At 63.3% G+C, this 15,931-nt stretch carries 15 protein-coding genes; 4 read left to right on the top strand and 11 right to left on the bottom strand.

The annotated features are described in order from the left end of the window. Nucleotides 1–32 precede the first annotated feature (32 nt). From AC3WTE_RS09345 to rfbA, 6 genes are all read right to left on the bottom strand, one after another. Complete coding sequence (locus AC3WTE_RS09345) at nt 33–845, bottom strand: TylF/MycF family methyltransferase (protein ID WP_492437116.1); 813 nt, start codon at nt 843–845, stop codon at nt 33–35. A 162-nt stretch (nt 846–1,007) separates the two neighbouring features. Further along, complete coding sequence (locus AC3WTE_RS09340) at nt 1,008–2,642, bottom strand: oligosaccharide flippase family protein (protein WP_492437115.1); 1,635 nt, start codon at nt 2,640–2,642, stop codon at nt 1,008–1,010. A 97-nt stretch (nt 2,643–2,739) separates the two neighbouring features. After that, nucleotides 2,740–3,624: a hypothetical protein gene (locus AC3WTE_RS09335; RefSeq protein WP_492437114.1), complete on the bottom strand. Its 885-nt coding sequence runs from the start codon at nt 3,622–3,624 to the stop codon at nt 2,740–2,742. Nucleotides 3,625–4,302: 678 nt separating this feature from the next. Continuing rightward, a complete protein-coding gene (locus AC3WTE_RS09330) occupies nt 4,303–4,890 on the bottom strand; it encodes a glycosyltransferase (RefSeq protein ID WP_492437357.1) in 588 nt (195 codons plus the stop codon). A gap of 112 nt (nt 4,891–5,002) precedes the next feature. Continuing rightward, nucleotides 5,003–5,404, bottom strand: a complete 402-nt coding sequence (locus AC3WTE_RS09325; RefSeq protein WP_492437356.1) for a hypothetical protein — start codon at nt 5,402–5,404, stop codon at nt 5,003–5,005. A gap of 543 nt (nt 5,405–5,947) precedes the next feature. Then, entirely contained in the window at nt 5,948–6,817 is an 870-nt protein-coding gene (rfbA, locus tag AC3WTE_RS09320) for a glucose-1-phosphate thymidylyltransferase RfbA (RefSeq protein ID WP_492437113.1), read from the bottom strand. A 75-nt stretch (nt 6,818–6,892) separates the two neighbouring features. Between rfbA and AC3WTE_RS09315 the strand changes: the two genes are divergently transcribed. Further along, nucleotides 6,893–7,420 (top strand): arsenate reductase/protein-tyrosine-phosphatase family protein, encoded by a 528-nt coding sequence (locus AC3WTE_RS09315; protein ID WP_492437355.1) that lies wholly within the window; start codon nt 6,893–6,895, stop codon nt 7,418–7,420. 11 nt (nt 7,421–7,431) lie between these two features. On the opposite strand, the gene AC3WTE_RS09310 is transcribed toward AC3WTE_RS09315, so the two are convergent. Next, nucleotides 7,432–8,511, bottom strand: a complete 1,080-nt coding sequence (locus AC3WTE_RS09310; protein ID WP_492437112.1) for an NAD(P)H-dependent amine dehydrogenase family protein — start codon at nt 8,509–8,511, stop codon at nt 7,432–7,434. A 237-nt stretch (nt 8,512–8,748) separates the two neighbouring features. Here AC3WTE_RS09310 and AC3WTE_RS09305 point away from each other — a divergent pair, with 237 nt between their 5' ends. Then, nucleotides 8,749–10,584: an acyl-CoA dehydrogenase gene (locus tag AC3WTE_RS09305; RefSeq protein WP_492437111.1), complete on the top strand. Its 1,836-nt coding sequence runs from the start codon at nt 8,749–8,751 to the stop codon at nt 10,582–10,584. A 200-nt stretch (nt 10,585–10,784) separates the two neighbouring features. Here AC3WTE_RS09305 and AC3WTE_RS09300 read toward each other — a convergent pair whose 3' ends face one another. The 3 genes from AC3WTE_RS09300 to AC3WTE_RS09290 all read right to left on the bottom strand — a co-directional run bounded on the left by AC3WTE_RS09300 (nt 10,785) and on the right by AC3WTE_RS09290 (nt 13,061). Beyond that, complete coding sequence (locus tag AC3WTE_RS09300) at nt 10,785–11,141, bottom strand: hypothetical protein (protein ID WP_492437110.1); 357 nt, start codon at nt 11,139–11,141, stop codon at nt 10,785–10,787. Nucleotides 11,142–11,368: 227 nt separating this feature from the next. Further along, a complete protein-coding gene (locus AC3WTE_RS09295) occupies nt 11,369–12,082 on the bottom strand; it encodes a VIT1/CCC1 transporter family protein (RefSeq protein WP_492437109.1) in 714 nt (237 codons plus the stop codon). A gap of 61 nt (nt 12,083–12,143) precedes the next feature. Continuing rightward, nucleotides 12,144–13,061: a TIGR03564 family F420-dependent LLM class oxidoreductase gene (locus tag AC3WTE_RS09290; RefSeq protein WP_492437108.1), complete on the bottom strand. Its 918-nt coding sequence runs from the start codon at nt 13,059–13,061 to the stop codon at nt 12,144–12,146. An 81-nt stretch (nt 13,062–13,142) separates the two neighbouring features. Between AC3WTE_RS09290 and AC3WTE_RS09285 the strand changes: the two genes are divergently transcribed. Next, nucleotides 13,143–14,258, top strand: coding sequence for a TDT family transporter (locus AC3WTE_RS09285; RefSeq protein ID WP_492437107.1), 1,116 nt, complete (start codon nt 13,143–13,145; stop codon nt 14,256–14,258). Between the two features lie 11 nt (nt 14,259–14,269). Here the strand turns inward: AC3WTE_RS09285 and AC3WTE_RS09280 are convergent, their stop codons facing one another. After that, a complete protein-coding gene (locus tag AC3WTE_RS09280; RefSeq protein ID WP_492437106.1) occupies nt 14,270–14,848 on the bottom strand; it encodes a TetR/AcrR family transcriptional regulator in 579 nt (192 codons plus the stop codon). Nucleotides 14,849–14,967: 119 nt separating this feature from the next. Between AC3WTE_RS09280 and AC3WTE_RS09275 the strand changes: the two genes are divergently transcribed. Next, nucleotides 14,968–15,774: an alpha/beta fold hydrolase gene (locus AC3WTE_RS09275; protein ID WP_492437104.1), complete on the top strand. Its 807-nt coding sequence runs from the start codon at nt 14,968–14,970 to the stop codon at nt 15,772–15,774. Nucleotides 15,775–15,931: the final 157 nt, after the last annotated feature.

The following is a 15,931-nucleotide window of genomic DNA, read 5'->3' as shown; positions in this document are numbered from 1 at the left end:
ACGCAGCGATCGGGTCGACCGTGGCGCCGACCTCAGGCCGACTTCTGCCAGAAGGCACCCGTCCAGTCGATGGACTTGATCGTCTCAACAATTCCATGCTGAGCGCGGTAGTCGGTGACAGCCTGCTTACACCCAGGTATGGCTCCGTAATCGTCAACGATCAGGTAGCCACCCGGGGACAGTTTCGGGTACAGACTCACCAATGCGTCCATTGTCGATTCGTACATGTCACCGTCGAGCCGGGCTACCGCCAGCTTTTCGATCGGAGCGGACGGCAATGTGTCCTTGAACCAACCTTTCAGGAACTGCACGTTGTCGTCGAGCAGGCCATACCGTGCAAAGTTCGACCGCACCGTGTCTAGCGAAATAGCCAGTTCTGAATACTTGTGGTGCCTGTCATGTGCATCTGCCGAATACTTCGAGGCGTCTGGCTTCGGGAGTCCCTCGAACGAGTCAGCGACCCAGACGCGGCGATCGGTCACACCGTGGGCGGCAAGGATGCCGCGCATGAAAATGCATGCGCCGCCGCGCCATACGCCCGTTTCGATGAAATCACCGGGAATACCTTTGGCCATAACGTCCTCGACGCAGAAGCGCAAGTTCTCCATGCGTTTCTGGCCGATCATGGTGTGCGCCAGACGCGGCCAATCCCGTCCGTCTTCTCGCAAACCGGGCTCCGCGGCGCCGGACGACCGACCGGAGAGGCGAGCAGCAAGCTTGCGAGCGGCGGCTTTGAGCGGACTAGCCATAGGCATCGCGCCGTCGTCGGCATGCCAGAGCGACATAAGCAGGGCGCCTTGCAACAGATCGATATACCGATCGCACAGATCGGTGGCGTGATCCACAGGGTCAACAGACGAGTACGACAACGAGCCCCCAAACAACTGACGCTGGTGTCAGCAATGTTAGCGCTGGGCCGCACAACGCAAGGCGCAATTCCTCAACTTTGCCCTAGCGGCCAAGACAATCCGGGCAACGTTGCTGTTAATCCGTGACCACGGCCTACTTCAGGCGTCCCGGGTCGAACTTTCTGTAGGGTCCGAGTGCCCGAACTTCAGTTGCGGCAGCGCCTCGCGAGCGTCGGCAATCTCAACCGGGAGCGCACGAGTCTCAGCCGACACCCGATCAGCGCGGCGTCGCCACAGCATGTGGCGGCCCGGAGCGAACGAAACACGGGGCAAATAACCGCGGTTCCAACCGAGCGCCACGTAAACCACCAGAAATACCAACGTTGAGGCAATAAAGGGGACCACAGCGGAGCGCCGATCCTGCGGCATGGTCAGCAGGCCTATCGGTAACGCCGACAATGTCGCCACCAGAGCGACGGCGTAGGGACCACGCACGGAACGGAAATACAAGTGCTGTGGGATGCCAGCGCTTGCCCGCATGAACCAAAGCCCCACCTGTTTTATAACGGGAACACCAATGCCGATCGCCACCGCGAGGCCTACAAAACCGAAGAACTTGGTTGCGACCACCGCAACGATTACCTGCAACGTGCCGGCTATCACCGTAATCCGGGCGATCACCGCGGGCCTACCGATCGCAAGGAGCGTACAGCTGCACGTCAGAGCTGACACGTTGACCGAGATGCCGGCCAAAATGGCAAGCAAGACCCACACCACCTCCTCATGTCCCCGGCCCAGCCAGAGTGGGATCGCGGTCACCGCGGTGGCCACCATTGCGAACGGAACCAGAAGTGAGACAGAGGCGCTGCGTCGCGTCAGGTGCTCGTACTGAGTCAGTATCCCGCCGATTCCGTCTGTCACGTAGCTGCGAGTCAGATGCGGCATCAGGGTAGTTCCAGAAGCCGCGCCCAGAACCTGCGCGGCCATTGCGGGCCTGCTGGCAAGTTCGTAAATGCCAGCGGCAGACGGTCCGATCAGTGCTCCAGCAATGAGCTTCCCCGACTGGGTCAACAACATGTCGCCGGCGGCAGCGACTTGAGACACTGTTCCGTACGCGAAGATCTCGCGTGCTATCCGCATGTTCGGCAAAGCGAATGTAAGTCGACCCTCGTCAACCAAAATGACACCCACAACGACTGCGAGCCCGAGCGATATTCCTGCCAGCGTCCCATATGCGAATGCGAGCAACGCTGGTCTAAAAACAAGTACGACGACGCCACCGACGGCCTGCAGTATGGATAGGACTGCGACTGCCATCGTTGCCGGCACAGTCCGGCCCCTGCCGATGGATGCGGCGGCCAGAACCCTGGCCAATAACCCCACGATCAGAATCGCGACTGCGCTGAGCAACAGTGGGCGAGCCTGCGTCGGATCGTTCAGTCCGAGCACGGGAGCGACGAGCTGCGCAGTCATCGCGGCAAGAGCGCTGAGCGTTGCCCCTACAGCGAGCAGCGTTGCCACACATACCGCAACGACCCGACCTTCGCCCCGAACATCAGACTCTGCGTGAGAAATTGCCACAAAGCGGCTGGCTGCTCGCGAAACACCAAGGTCGAACAATGCCCCGTACTGTGCGAGCGCACCCGTTATGGACCACACACCGAAGTCATGCAGGCCAAGTCTTGCAAGCACATACGGCGTAGTAACAAGTTGTATGCCGTAACCCGCGACGATCGATAACATCTGGGCTGCGGAACCCAGCTTGAGCGATTGAACGCCTTTGGGGCGTGCCATATCCACCTACCTCGCTACGCGATGAGCAAGACTTCTGGACGAGCCCCGACTGGCCTGCGAATGTGCGCTATCTACCGGAAACCGCGCGGGCGACATCTCAGCCGTCAATCGCGGCTTTGACGCTTCCGACGCTCGGTCTCATAACGTAGTCCGGCCTAGTGGCAAGTGTCGCGCGGATTCGGGAGAGCGCCCCCGGGCCCTTGACCGTATCTATGAGTCGTTGCGTGTGAGGTGATTCATCTGGAAGTGTCACTGGTCGGAAATCTGCATGCGGCCCTTCCAAGCTGGCGATCAGCTCGGCCAATTCTTCCTGATTTGGAGTCGGCCGCTTGTCTGATGGTGATCGCGTGAAGTGTCGAATACGAGAAGTGAGGTCAATGTTTGGCTTGACAACGTCTAGTCCGGATGCCGTGCAAAACTCGATAAGTTGCCGGAACCACTTCTCAGGTTGTTCAGTGAGCTCAGAGTAAGCGGTAAATAGGACTGGATGTCCTGCAATCGAAGTCAGCATCTGGCGCGAATGACGTTCCCATATCGCTAGCGATACATCCATATCCAACTGATCACGTCGCGAGATGCTCGCCGCTACGGCAACCGGGTCTCGATATGGAATCAATAATGGCTGAATGCCCAACACCTGATCCCAGAACGGCAACAGCATCGCCAGGCGGGGATCCTTCCATACCCAACCGCGCTCGTCCCCGAATACTCTTCTGAATGTCCGCGTTGCACTGCGTGTGCAGTGGTATCCCGTTAAATAGTCCCGATCAACACGGCATGGCTTCCACCATGTCTGCCCGCTGGCCGCTAGAAGTCGGTCATTGAACGTAATGAGGCTACGACTTTCCAGATATCCGTCCGGGTTCCACTCATCGGCCGGAAGGTCATCGTTGGGCGGCCTCAGCCCCGCGAATTCAGCAAATGCTGTCGCTGTGGATGTGCCGCTTCGGCCAACGCCAACAACGAACAGTCCATCTGCCATGTACGAACCTCGTTCCTACACTCAGTTGCGTCATTACGTGTCCCACCGGGCGGCGTGGGGCCAGACCTCCGGCTACACACCTGCCCGATTTGTCACCGATAGGGCGGCAAGCGCCATGCACCCGCAGACCGGCACGGTACACGCTTGATTATTTGGATGTAGGACAACCCTGAATCTCTGTCAAACTTGGATGCGATCGCAGGTACTCGGCGCACCACGCCTGCCCTTCAGGTGTGTCGTGCCGCCACGCGTCCACTATCTGCTCCGTTTTTGCCGTGCGGCCTACGGGACTCCCGGCTGAGTTACCGGCCTCCGTTGCCGATGCAACCGCAGCATTGCAATTCAGGGCTAGGAGTAGCTTCGCGGGCGTCTTTACAGAACCAAATTGCGAGGCCGGACGAAGCGACTGGCTAGTAACGATGCAGTTGTCCCGAGAAAGCTCTGTGCCAAGAGTTGTGGCAACTTCATATTTGTAGTTCCACTTCGTTAGCAATCCCGCCGCCTTGGAGTACGTCATCCCTACCATCGACGGCACGTTTGCGCTGGCATGCCCAGCGCCGACCAACGCTCCGCCAAGCAACGAAAGTGCCACGACGTTGGTGAGAATTTTGCCCACAATGCCTCCTGAAGATTCTGAGATGATGCGTGCGGACTGTCGCTGGGTTGTTCGGTTTGCTGCTACATCGCGATCCGCTGCGGTCGCGCCGAACGGGCGACAGGCAGGTCCAGCTTCGCAGCGCGGCTCAAGATGGGATGAACTTCGGCATGCGCAGCCACGCCGCGCGCCTCCATGGCTGCGCGCATCGCACTGTCATAGCTGCGGGCGACCGACTCCCATGAATAGTGCTGCGCAGCCCGAAGCATCATGGCGCGCGATTCGTCTTCCCGCTCTGCGCGATTCCCCATGAGGTGCAGAACGGACTTTGCGATCAACTCAGGATCATCCGATACGAACTCGCCGGCAGAACCCAGAACCTCGCGGTTGTAGTCGGTGTCCCGTGCCAAAATCGGCGCACCCGCCGCCATCGCCTGCACCAGTGCCGGATTGGTACCACCGACGCTGTGCCCATGGAAATAGAGGCCGGCGTGCTGCCACAACGCAAGCAGCAACTGATGGTCGTGTACGTGCCCCAGCCAAGTCACCGACGGATGCGCGGAGAGGCGTCGAGCGGTGGCGTCCAATTCACCGCCATATCCGGAACTTCCGACGATCACTACCGGGTGATGCTCGGCGATGGCCGGCACCGCCTCGAAGAACTGAGCCACAGTGTTCTCCGGCACGAATCGCGTTACGACGAGGACGTATTCGCGCCGCGCCACCCCGTCCGGCACCGGCAGCTCGGAGGTGATGTCGCCGCCGTAAGGAATGAATGCACCGTCAGCGCCAAAGGTTTCCTTCCAATACCTCGCGATTCTGCGTGCATCGAAGACAAGCCCGTCCGCCCACTTCGCCGTACACTCGGCGGCTCGCCGGTAGACGCGCTTGGCCAGGGGGCCTCCATTTGTCGCGTTCCCATTCGAGTCCGTCGACATTCACCAGAGTCGGTATTCCCCGCGCGCGCAGGATGGGCAGGAAGTAGCCGTTGGCACAATTCATGATCAGAGCCACATCCGGCTTGCGAGCCGCAGCATCCAGTGCAGCTGTCAGGCCATGCGACAAGGTGCTCAGTTTCTGCGTCTCCATACCCCAAGTGACCTTCCGCTTTATCCGCGGATCCAAGGTGGGGTCATCGGGCTTCGTCGCTCCACGCCGGCCATAAACCGTGACGTCCCACCCCATATCGGCGAGATCAGGTGCGAGTTTTCGTACGGCCGTCTCAAATCCCCCGTAATAGCTGGGGTAGCCACGTGTACCAATGATTGCGACAGAAGACATCTGGACCCCGATCTAATCCAAACCCTCAGGCACGGAACCGGGCCTCATATGTATCCCTTGTGGAATCCATATGCGCCCTATATGCAGCCGATGCTACGGCCGCCATTAGGCCTGTGGATGCACTTTCGCGAAGTTTTTTGCTAAAACGTCAATATTGGTTAGCTGACCTCGACAGTCTGGATTAGCGCACACACCCCTCAGCAACCAATTCATTAGCAGTAGCAGCAATTCACAGATGCGGGCGAGCCAGCTAAATTGACGCCTTTGATATATTTACCTTCACGTCAATACGCGCAGGTCAGAGCCGCAGGTGGAAGCGCGGAGAAACGCCGGGGAACCGCGAGCCCCGACGCTCGCAAACCGAGGAAAGTCAAACACCCTCGCGCCAGCAACACTGAGCAAATGCCATGCCCACGTGAGGCGCAGTATGAATCGCAGCCGCGCCCATCACCATCCATGATCGAGAAGATCAAGCAGGTAGGAGCCGTAACCAGACCGCACGAGACCCTCCGCACGCTCCCGCAGCTCGTCGTCCGTCAGGAAACCTTGCCGCCACGCGACCTCTTCCGGCACGCCGACCTTCAGCCCGGTCCGTCGCTCCATGGTGCGGACGAACTCGGCGGCATCGGTCATATGGTCGACCGTGCCGGTGTCGAGCCACACCGTTCCCCGGGGCAGCACCTCAACATGGAGCCCACCCCGCTCCAGGTACCCGAGGTTGACGTCCGTGATCTCGTACTCCCCGCGGTCACTCGGCTTCAATCCCCGCGCGATCGACACTACGTCGTTGTCATAAAAATAGAGCCCCGGAATTGCGTAACTACTTTTCGGAACTTTTGGCTTTTCTTCTAGCGAAATCGCCATTCCTTGAGAATCGAATTCCACGACGCCGTAGTCGCTGGGCTCGGCCACTCGGTAAGCAAATATGGCGCCGCCGTCAACGTCACTGAAGTTCTGCAGTTGAGTACCCAGGCCCGGGCCGTACAAGAGATTGTCACCCAATATCAACGCAACTTTCCCGGACCCGATGAAGTCGGCGCCAATAGTAAAGGCCTGCGCAAGCCCGTCCGGCGATGGCTGCTGCGCATACGTGATCGACACGCCAAACCGTGAGCCGTCGCCCAGCAGCCGCTCGAAACTGGGTGCATCGAACGGCGTGGTGATGACGAGAATGTCGCGGATGCGCGCCAAGAGCAGCGTAGAGAGCGGGTAGTAGACCATCGGCTTGTCATAAACCGGTATCAACTGCTTGGACACACCCAAGGTGATCGGGTGCAGCCTCGTACCCGAGCCGCCCGCTAGGATGATGCCCTTCACGGGCTTATCGTGGCACGTCAGAAAAGCGCGCACACGGTTATTGACGATTGCGTTAGAGCTCTTTGGGAGGTCAGGCTGCGCATCTTGTTCGTCTGCACCGGCAACATCTGCAGATCGCCTACGGCGGAACGACTTTCAGTCCCATTGGCCGCGCAGATGGGTATCCCTGACTTCACCGCGACGAGTGCGGGAATCTACGCCGTGATCGGCCATCCGATACACGAGCTCGCCGCCGACGTCTTGACCCGACTCGGTGGAGACCCCTCCGGTTTCGCCGCGCGGCAGCTGACGCCGCCAATCGCTTTTGATGCCGACCTCGTCCTCACGATGACCGAGGTCCAACGCACCGCGGTATTGGAACTGGCGCCGCGACAGTTTCGGAAAACGTTCACCCTCGGACAAGCCGCGCTCCTGGCGTCTACCTACGGCCCACGCTCGGTCGCCGAGCTGGCCGCGCTGCGTCCCCGCCTGGCCGAGCATCACCCGGTTGAAGTCGCCGACCCCATCGGCCTCGATCTTGAAACGTTCGAGGCCGTGGGCCAGCAGGTCGCCGCGCTGCTGCCACCCGTCCTCACGCTGTGCCGCAACGCCTCCACGGCCTGACGGCTTTTCTCTCAAGCCCAGCGCGTCGCCTCGACCTCCGCCGGCAGCGGCGCATGCAAGGGCACGTCGAGGCCGTCGTAGATACCCGGCTTCTGGGTGGCCAGCCACTCGATCGCCCCGAGGAGCCGGTTGGCCGCAGTGGTGTTGCCGCCGTCGGCCCTCGTCCCGCCCGGCACGTCGGCGCGCACCACGATGGTCAGCTGCGGGTCACCGTCGATGATCACCCGATGGTCGCCCACGCCCTCGTCGGGCTGCGGCCAGTCCGGCGCGCAGGACGGGTCGATGCGGGTGATGTGTTCGATGATCACGCGCTGCACACCCTGCGACCACCCGATGACCTCCAGCCGGAAGGCGCCCTGGGTGCCCGCCTCGAAGCGGCCCATGACGTTTTCAACGTCGTCGGCCAGCGGCAGGCGCTCGCAGGTCTCGGTGATGTCGTCGATCTCGATGCCGAGCCCGCGGCCGATCAGCCGCACGTTGCCACCCCACACCATCGTCGGAATGGTCGGGATCAGCATCAACGGCGTCTCGTCCATCGGGCCGCCGAAACCGCAGCGCACCCGCACCGCTTCGGGCTGGTTGTAGGTCGAGTAGTCGAAGATCTCCTGGCATCTGATGGTCTTGATCCGGGTGCACAGCCCGGCCGCCGTCACGGCGAGCGCGTCGTTGCCCCATCCGGGATCGACTCCCGACACCAGCAACGAGGCATTACCGGCCGCCGCGGCGTCGGAGAGACGCTCGACCCACTCGGCCGGCGCCGACGCCGGGTCATATAAGGAGTAGAGCGACGGCGTCACGACGTGCTTGCCGGCGCGCAGACAGCGCTCGATGTCGGCGATGGCCTCCTCCGGGCGGATGTCTCCGGAAGACATATAGGCCACGGCATCGCAGTCCGCGAGGGCCGCGTCGATATCGGTCGTGGCGACCTTTCCCGTCAGGGCGTCGAGCTTGGCGAAGGTCGCCGCGTCGCGCCCCGCCTTGTCCGCGCTCGAGGTGATGACGGCCGCCAACTCGAGCCCGGGGAACGCGACCGCTGATCGGATCGCCGTGGACCCCATATTTCCTGTTCCCCACACCACAATCCGCCGCATTTGTGCACCGTACTTCACCCCCGAGTGACCATCCTCACACCTCGTTGAAATCGCTGGTCAGGAAGTTTTTGACGGGTCCGATGGGACTCCGATCAACTACTGGGTTGGTGCTTGGGTACAAATTGCTCGCAAGTGCTTTGCGATGAAGTTACCCGGCGGTATAGTTAGCCGCAGTTACTGGTGGGTAACTTAGCCCTGAGTACCCAACCGACAGTCCAATCTCATCGAGGAGAAATCGTGGGCCACTACAAGAGCAACGTCCGTGACCAGGTGTTCAACCTGTTCGAGGTCTTCGGCGTAGACAAGGCAATGGGTGAAGGCAAGTTCGCCGACCTGGACGCCGACACCGCCGGAGAAATGCTCAACGAGATCGCGCGCCTCGCCGAGGGCCCGATCGCCGATTCGTTCGCCGACGGCGACCGCAACCCGCCGGTCTTCGACCCCGCGACCCACACCGTCACCCTGCCTGCGCCCTTCAAGAAGTCGATGCGCGCACTGCTCGACGGCGGCTGGGACAAGGTCGGTCTGAAGGAGGAGCTCGGCGGCATGCCGATGCCCCGCGCGCTGCAGTGGGCCCTGATCGAGCACGTCCTCGGCGCCAACCCGGCCGCCTACATGTACGCCATGGGCTCGGGCATGTGCGAAATTTTCTACAACAACGGCACCGACGAGCAGAAGAAGTGGGCCGTCCTCGCTGCTGAGCGCGGCTGGGGCGCCACCATGGTGCTGACCGAGCCCGACGCCGGCTCTGACGTGGGTGCGGGCCGCACCAAGGCCACCCAGCAGGCCGACGGCACCTGGCACATCGACGGTGTGAAGCGATTCATCACCTCGGCCGACTCGGACGACCTGTTCGAAAACATCATGCACCTGGTCCTGGCCCGCCCCGAGGGCGCCGGCCCCGGCACCAAGGGTCTGTCGCTGTTCTTCGTGCCGAAGTTCCATTTCGACCCCGAGACCGGTGAGCCCGGCGAGCGCAACGGTGCCTTCGTCACCAACGTCGAGCACAAGATGGGCCTGAAGGTTTCGGCCACCTGTGAGCTGACGCTCGGCCAGCACGGCACCCCCGCCGTCGGTTGGCTCGTCGGCGAGGTGCACAACGGCATTGCGCAGATGTTCGACGTCATCGAGCAGGCCCGCATGATGGTCGGCACCAAGGCCATCGCGACCCTGTCGACCGGCTACCTGAACGCTCTCGAGTACGCCAAGACCCGCATCCAGGGTGCTGACCTGACCCAGATGATGGACAAGACCGCTCCGCGCGTCACGATCATGCACCACCCGGACGTGCGCCGGGCGCTGCTGACCCAGAAGGCCTACGCCGAGGGCCTGCGCGCCGTGTACCTGTACACCGCGACGTTCCAGGACCCCGAGGTCGCCAAGCTGGTTCACGGTGTGGACGCCGAGCTGGCCTTCAAGGTCAACGACCTGATGCTCCCGATCGTCAAGGGTGTCGGTTCCGAGCGGGCCTACGAGAAGCTGACTGAGTCGCTGCAGACCTTCGGCGGTTCCGGCTTCCTGCAGGACTACCCGGTCGAGCAGTACATCCGTGACGCCAAGATCGACTCGCTGTACGAAGGCACCACCGCCATCCAGGCGCAGGACTTCTTCTTCCGCAAGATCATTCGCGACAAGGGCCAGGCCCTGGCGTTCGTGGCCGGCGAGATCGAGCAGCTGATCAAGAACCAGGACGGCAACGGCCGCCTGAAGGCCGAGCGCGAACTGCTCGCCACCGCCCTGGGCGACGTGCAGGGCATGGCCGCCACCCTGACCGGCTACCTGATGGCCGCTCAGGAAGACCCGAAGTCGATCTACAAGGTCGGCCTGGGCTCGGTCCGCTTCCTGCTGGCCGTGGGTGACCTGGTCATCGGCTGGCTGCTGCTGAAGCAGGCCGCTGTCGCCATCAAGGCTCTGGACAACGGCGCCGCCGGCGACGAGCGTGCGTTCTACGAGGGCAAGATCGCGTCGGCATCGTTCTTCGCCAAGAACATGCTGCCGCTGCTCACCAGCACCCGGACCGTTCTCGAGTCCATCGACAACGAGACCATGGAGCTGGACGAAGCGTCCTTCTGATCCATAAGAAAACAGCAGCCCCCGGCGAATGCCGGGGGCTGCTGTTTTTGCATTGACCGACTCACCGCAATTTGACCGTGCGTGAGCGCAGAGGATTTGGCGCGGTCAACTTGCCTTGACGGTCAAGGCAAGTTGACCGCTCCCGACGAGAGTTGTGTAGGCAGAGGCAGTTCGACCGGCCCGGTCCCGATCGGCGAACCTCAACCGGCCCGGTCACGGAATCGGCTGTGCAGCGCCTGCTTGGAAACGCCGAGAACCCTCGCTACCTCGGGCCACGTCCAGCCAGCAGCTCGAGCTTGAACGACGGCCTGGTCATAGCGCTCCTTTGCGGCGGCCAGCCCGTCACGGGCTTCGGCCAACGCACGCAGGCTGTTTCCACTGTGGAAATCGGCCAACACCGGATCGGGTTCCGGTTCACGCTCCTCGAACACGTCCTCATCGGGCACGTCGATATCGAGGCCGTTGAGGGCGCGGTAGGCGTCCTCCTCGCCCAGAAGATCTATCAGCGCACGACGACCCAGTTCACGCATGTACGGGTCGTCACTCGGTCCACCCATGCTTGTCCCCTCCCCATGGATATTTCGGGAAGTATGCACCCGCGCACCGACAGCTTCTGTGGACCGCGCAACTGTCTCTAGGACATGTCCGATCTGGGCAGGTCAACTGTCCTTGACCGTCAAGGTAAGTTGACCGCTCCAAATCGCTTGTGTCACAGGAGAGCCGACACGCCAGTGTCTGACACGCCGACAAACGCCAGCAGGGACGGTAGGCGGGTCAGCCGGGCTCAGGCGACGACGCCGCCGACGAGATGACCGACCAGATAAGTGGCTCCCAGGGCCAGGGCGCCGCCTATCACGTTGCGTGCCACAGCCTTTCCGACGGATGCGCCGCCGAGCCGGGCCGACACCACCCCGGTGATGGTCAGCGCCACGAGCACCGCGAGCATGGTCACCGGGACCCGGTAGTCCATCGGGGGCAGCAGTATCGCCACCAATGGCAACAACGCCCCGACCGTGAACGCCACCGCGGACGAGAAGGCGGCCGCCCACGGGTTCGACAATTCCCCTGGGGTGATACCCAATTCGACGACCGCGTGTGCAGCGAACGCGTTGTGATCGGTGAGCTCCTCGGCAGCCGTGCGCGCTGTCGACGGCGACAGACCCCTGCCTTCCAGCAGGCTGGCCAGTTCATCAAGTTCGGCGGCGGGGTCCTCTTTGAGCTCACGACGTTCTTTGGCCAGCAAGGCCCGTTCGGTATCGCGCTGGGAGCTCACCGACACGTACTCGCCCAAGGCCATCGACACCGCACCGGCCACCAGTCCGGCCATGCCTGCGGTGAAGATGGGCCCGCGCTCCGTGGTCGCCGCTGCGACACCGACCACGATGCCGGCGGTCGACACAATGCCGTCGTTGGCGCCGAGCACGCCGGCGCGCAACCAGTTCAGTTTCGACGCAACCGAACCCTCATGAGGCTCGGCAGCGTGCGACGAGATCGCCATTCCTGCAACGCTATGCGGGCGCGCGACGATCCGCCAGCCAATGAAGCCTTGCCAAACCTGGTCAGGATTCCAGTTTTTTGAGCACCGCGCGGGTGCGGGCTCGGCCTTCGACAGACGGATCGAACGTCACGCCGACGTATTCGTCGACGCCGGCGGCTTCGATCTCGGCGAGCCGTTCATGCACCGTCTGCTCGTCACCGATGATCGCAACGTCCTCCGGCCCGGCGTAGCCCTCCCGGTCGAGCATCGCGCGGTACGAGGGCAGGTGCCCGTAGATCGCGAACTGCTCGGCGGCCTGCTTGCGGGCACCGTCGACGTCGTCGGTCACCGAGACCGGAATGGCTGCCACCACCCGGACTGCGTCGGCCCGGCCGGCGTCGGCGGCGGCCTGTCGCAGTGTCGGGCTGACATGGCCCGCAAGGGTTTTCGGCCCGGTCATCCAGGTCACCGTGCCGGAGGAACGCCGTCCGGCGATCTGCAGCAGCTTCGGTCCGAGCGCGGCGATGTACACGGGAGGGGTCGGGGCGCCGGGGATCATCAGCGCACCGCGGGTGGTCACCGTCTCGCCGCTTGCGTCGGCCTTCTCGCCATTCAGCAGCGGCAGTAGGCCGTCCAGATATTCGCCCAGCCGGCGCACCGGCTTGTCCCACGGGATGCCCCACATGCCCTCGGTGACGGCCTGGTGCGTCATCCCCAGCCCGAGCAGCAGGCGTCCGCCCGACATCTGGCTGATGGTCAGCGCCCGCTGTGCCAGCAGCATCGGATGCTGATTCTGGATGGGCAGCACGCCGGTGCCGGCCTCGATACCGTCGACTTCCCGCAGCCCGACCGTCAGCGCCGTGAGAAGGTCTGGCTCGTAAGGCATCTGGGCAAACCAGGCCCGGCGGAAACCCTCCTCACGCAGCTGCGCGAGATACGCGACGGTGTCGTCGACGGGAGATTTGAAACCACTCAACGAACCGAAAATACTGATCTGCACGGGATGCTCCTTGAGGCCGGATTACGTCACCTGTTTGTATCGAACCATGACTTCCCAGCGAGGAGCGAAGGCGGATCGCGCATGAGTACCGATGCCCAGGAGACTGCCCGGCTGCAATATTTCGGACCCAACTGGTTCGCGTCGGTAATGGGCACCGGCATTGTCGCCACGGCGGCCGCGTCGCTGCCCGTGCACCTGCCTGGGTTGCGGGGCTTCGCCGAGGGTGTGTGGGTGATCGCCACCGCCCTGCTGGTGTTGCTGATCGTCGCAGTCTCGGTCCAGTGGGTGCGCCACCCCAAGGTGGCCCGCGGCCAGGTCCGCAACCCGCAGATGACGCACTTCTACGGCGCGGCGCCCATGGCGCTGCTCACCGTCGGGACCGGCGCCCTGCTGGTCGGGCAGGACCTGATCGGCGCACGCTTCGCCGTCGACATCGATTGGGTGCTGTGGACCGCGGGCACCATCGGCGGCCTGTTCACCGCGATGACCATCCCGTTCCTGATGTTCACGCAGCTGGAAGTCGGGCCGGACGCCGCGTTCGGCGGCTGGCTGATGCCCGTCGTGCCCCCGATGGTGTCGGCGGCCTCGGGTGCCCTGCTCGTGCAGCATCTGGAACCCGGCACCGCCCGCGCGACGATGTTTTACGGCTGCTTCGCGATGTTCGGACTGTCGCTGGTCGCGGCACTCATCATCATCACGATGATCTGGAGCCGACTAGCGCACTACGGCACCTCGGGATCGGCTCGAGTGCCGACGTTGTGGATCGTGCTGGGCCCGCTGGGCCAGGGCATCACCGCGGCGGGCCTGTTGGGCACAGCGGCGGCCTCGGCCATCAGTCCCGAGCTGGCGTCGGGCATGAGCATCTTCGCCGTGCTGTTCGGCGTCCCGGTGTGGGGCTTCGCGGTGTTGTGGATCAGCCTGGCCAGCGCGCTGACGGTGCGGACCATGCGGCGCGGCATGCCGTTCGCGCTGACGTGGTGGAGCCTGACGTTCCCCGTCGGCACCTTCGTCACCGGTACATCGCAGCTGGCCGCGCATACCGGCCTGCCCGCGTTCCGGGTCGCCGCAGTGCTGGCGTACGTCTTCCTGCTGAGTACCTGGGCGCTGGTCGCGGTACGGACTTTGCGTGGCAGTGTCGGAGGCAGCCTGTTCACTCCACCACCTGCTCCGGCAGCCATCCGCAAGGACCCGAAATGATGGACTGAGTGTCAGCGCGAGGCCTGCGGCCGCGGGGCCGTCGCGAAGTCCACGAGCACGGCACGGGCCTGCAGATCGGCACGGCCCAGACCGAGTTCCAACAGCGCACACTCGACGGTCGCCCCGATCCACAGCCGTGCCGCGACTGCCGGGGCCGGCCAGCCGAGGGCGACGAAGTCCGTGGTCAGCAGCGTCACCGTCGCTTCATTGCGCCGGGCGATCTCGTCTTGGATCGGAACCAGCGCACGGGCCTCGAGGATGAGGGCACGCACGCCACGCTGGTTCAGGCAGGCGTCCAGATAAGTAGTCGATATCGCCGCCAGCCGCTCGCGCCCCGACGGCAGGCCCGCGACGGCCTGCTGGACATCGGCGAGTATCCGATCGTGAAACCGCCGGTGCAGCTGCACCAAATACGCGGTGCGGTCACCGAAATGGTGAAAGAACGTCCCCTTGGCCACGCCGGCCGCTGCGGTGATCGCGTTGACGCTCAGACTGTCCAACCCCGTCGTCTCAGCCAGGGCGAAGCCGGTGTCCAAGAGCACGTCACGGGTTCGTTCTTTCGCTGCCGCCCGCGATATTCCGGTCGTCATGGCATCCTGTTCGTCTCGTTGACCGACTGGTCAGCCGTAATGCTACTTGTTTCCGCATGGATGGACAGTGTTCAGACAATTCATTGACCGACCGGTCAATCAATGAATATCATCGGGTCATGCCCACAGTCGAGACCCGAGCCGGAACGCTCGCCTATCGGGACCACGGTGACGGCCCGGTCCTCATCCTGTTGCACGCCACGTTGCACAGCCACCACGACTTCGATGCCATTGCTCCCGCGCTGGCACGGGAGCACCGCGTCATCGCCGTGGACTGGCCCGGCTGCGGAGACTCGCCGCCGCCCGCGGACCCGGCGAATCTGAGCGCGCCGCTATTCGCCGATGCCCTCGAAGACCTCGTGGACCATCTCGGCGCATCGAAGGTGGTTTTGATCGGCAACTCCGTGGGTGGCTTCGCAGCCGCGCGACTGGCAATCACCCGGCCGCAGCAAGTCGCCGGGCTGGTGTTGGTGCAGACCGGCGGTTTCATGCCGATGAATGCCGCAGTGCGCCTGTTCTGCCGGACGTTGGGCACGCCAAGCCTGTTCAAGATGCTCGCGCCGCTGTTCACCCGCGCTTACATGAAGCCACGGACCGCACTCGACCACCAGATCGTCAATCACAGCCGGGCACTCGTGGGCACGGCCGCCGGACAGCTGCACGGAGCGGCGATGTGGCGCAGTTTCGCCGGACGAGATCACGACCTGCGGTCGCGTGGAAGGCAAATAACCGCACCTACGCTGATCATCTGGGGTCGTCGCGACGTCGCCATCCCGCAGGCCGCCGGTCGCGCGGCCAACGCCGCGATCCCCGGCTCCGAATTGGTGGTGTTGAACACGGGCCATGTGTCCTTCTCGTCCGCACCTGACGAGTTCCTGGCCGTGGCACAACCGTTCCTTGCCGCGATCCGCGAACGCATCGCCTGACGGCACACGGCCCCGAACACGAGAGTGCCCCGTGCCTCCGTCAGGTCGGGGGTCAGACGGAAACACGAGGCACTTGGGGTATCGCTGCGGCTTCGCAGGGCGTTACACGTCCCGCGAAAGTGGTTGAAACGGCCGCAAAACCGCTGGTTCGGCGGCC

The sequence above is a fragment of the Mycobacterium sp. FW102-FHT13B02 genome (genome assembly GCF_058790275.1).
The sequence above is the reverse complement of the archived record's forward strand: the minus strand, read 5'-3'. Positions and strand labels throughout refer to the sequence as shown.

Coding starts and splice junctions, on each gene's coding strand:
- AC3WTE_RS09280 (WP_492437106.1), bottom strand. CDS start 14,848: ATGACGACCGGAATATCGCGGGCGGCAGCGAAAGAACGAACCCGTGAC.
- AC3WTE_RS09275 (WP_492437104.1), top strand. CDS start 14,968: ATGCCCACAGTCGAGACCCGAGCCGGAACGCTCGCCTATCGGGACCAC.
- AC3WTE_RS09300 (WP_492437110.1), bottom strand. CDS start 11,141: ATGGGTGGACCGAGTGACGACCCGTACATGCGTGAACTGGGTCGTCGT.
- AC3WTE_RS09310 (WP_492437112.1), bottom strand. CDS start 8,511: ATGCGGCGGATTGTGGTGTGGGGAACAGGAAATATGGGGTCCACGGCG.
- AC3WTE_RS09295 (WP_492437109.1), bottom strand. CDS start 12,082: ATGGCGATCTCGTCGCACGCTGCCGAGCCTCATGAGGGTTCGGTTGCG.
- AC3WTE_RS09335 (WP_492437114.1), bottom strand. CDS start 3,624: ATGGCAGATGGACTGTTCGTTGTTGGCGTTGGCCGAAGCGGCACATCC.
- AC3WTE_RS09325 (WP_492437356.1), bottom strand. CDS start 5,404: ATGGGGTGGGACGTCACGGTTTATGGCCGGCGTGGAGCGACGAAGCCC.
- AC3WTE_RS09340 (WP_492437115.1), bottom strand. CDS start 2,642: ATGGCACGCCCCAAAGGCGTTCAATCGCTCAAGCTGGGTTCCGCAGCC.
- AC3WTE_RS09285 (WP_492437107.1), top strand. CDS start 13,143: ATGAGTACCGATGCCCAGGAGACTGCCCGGCTGCAATATTTCGGACCC.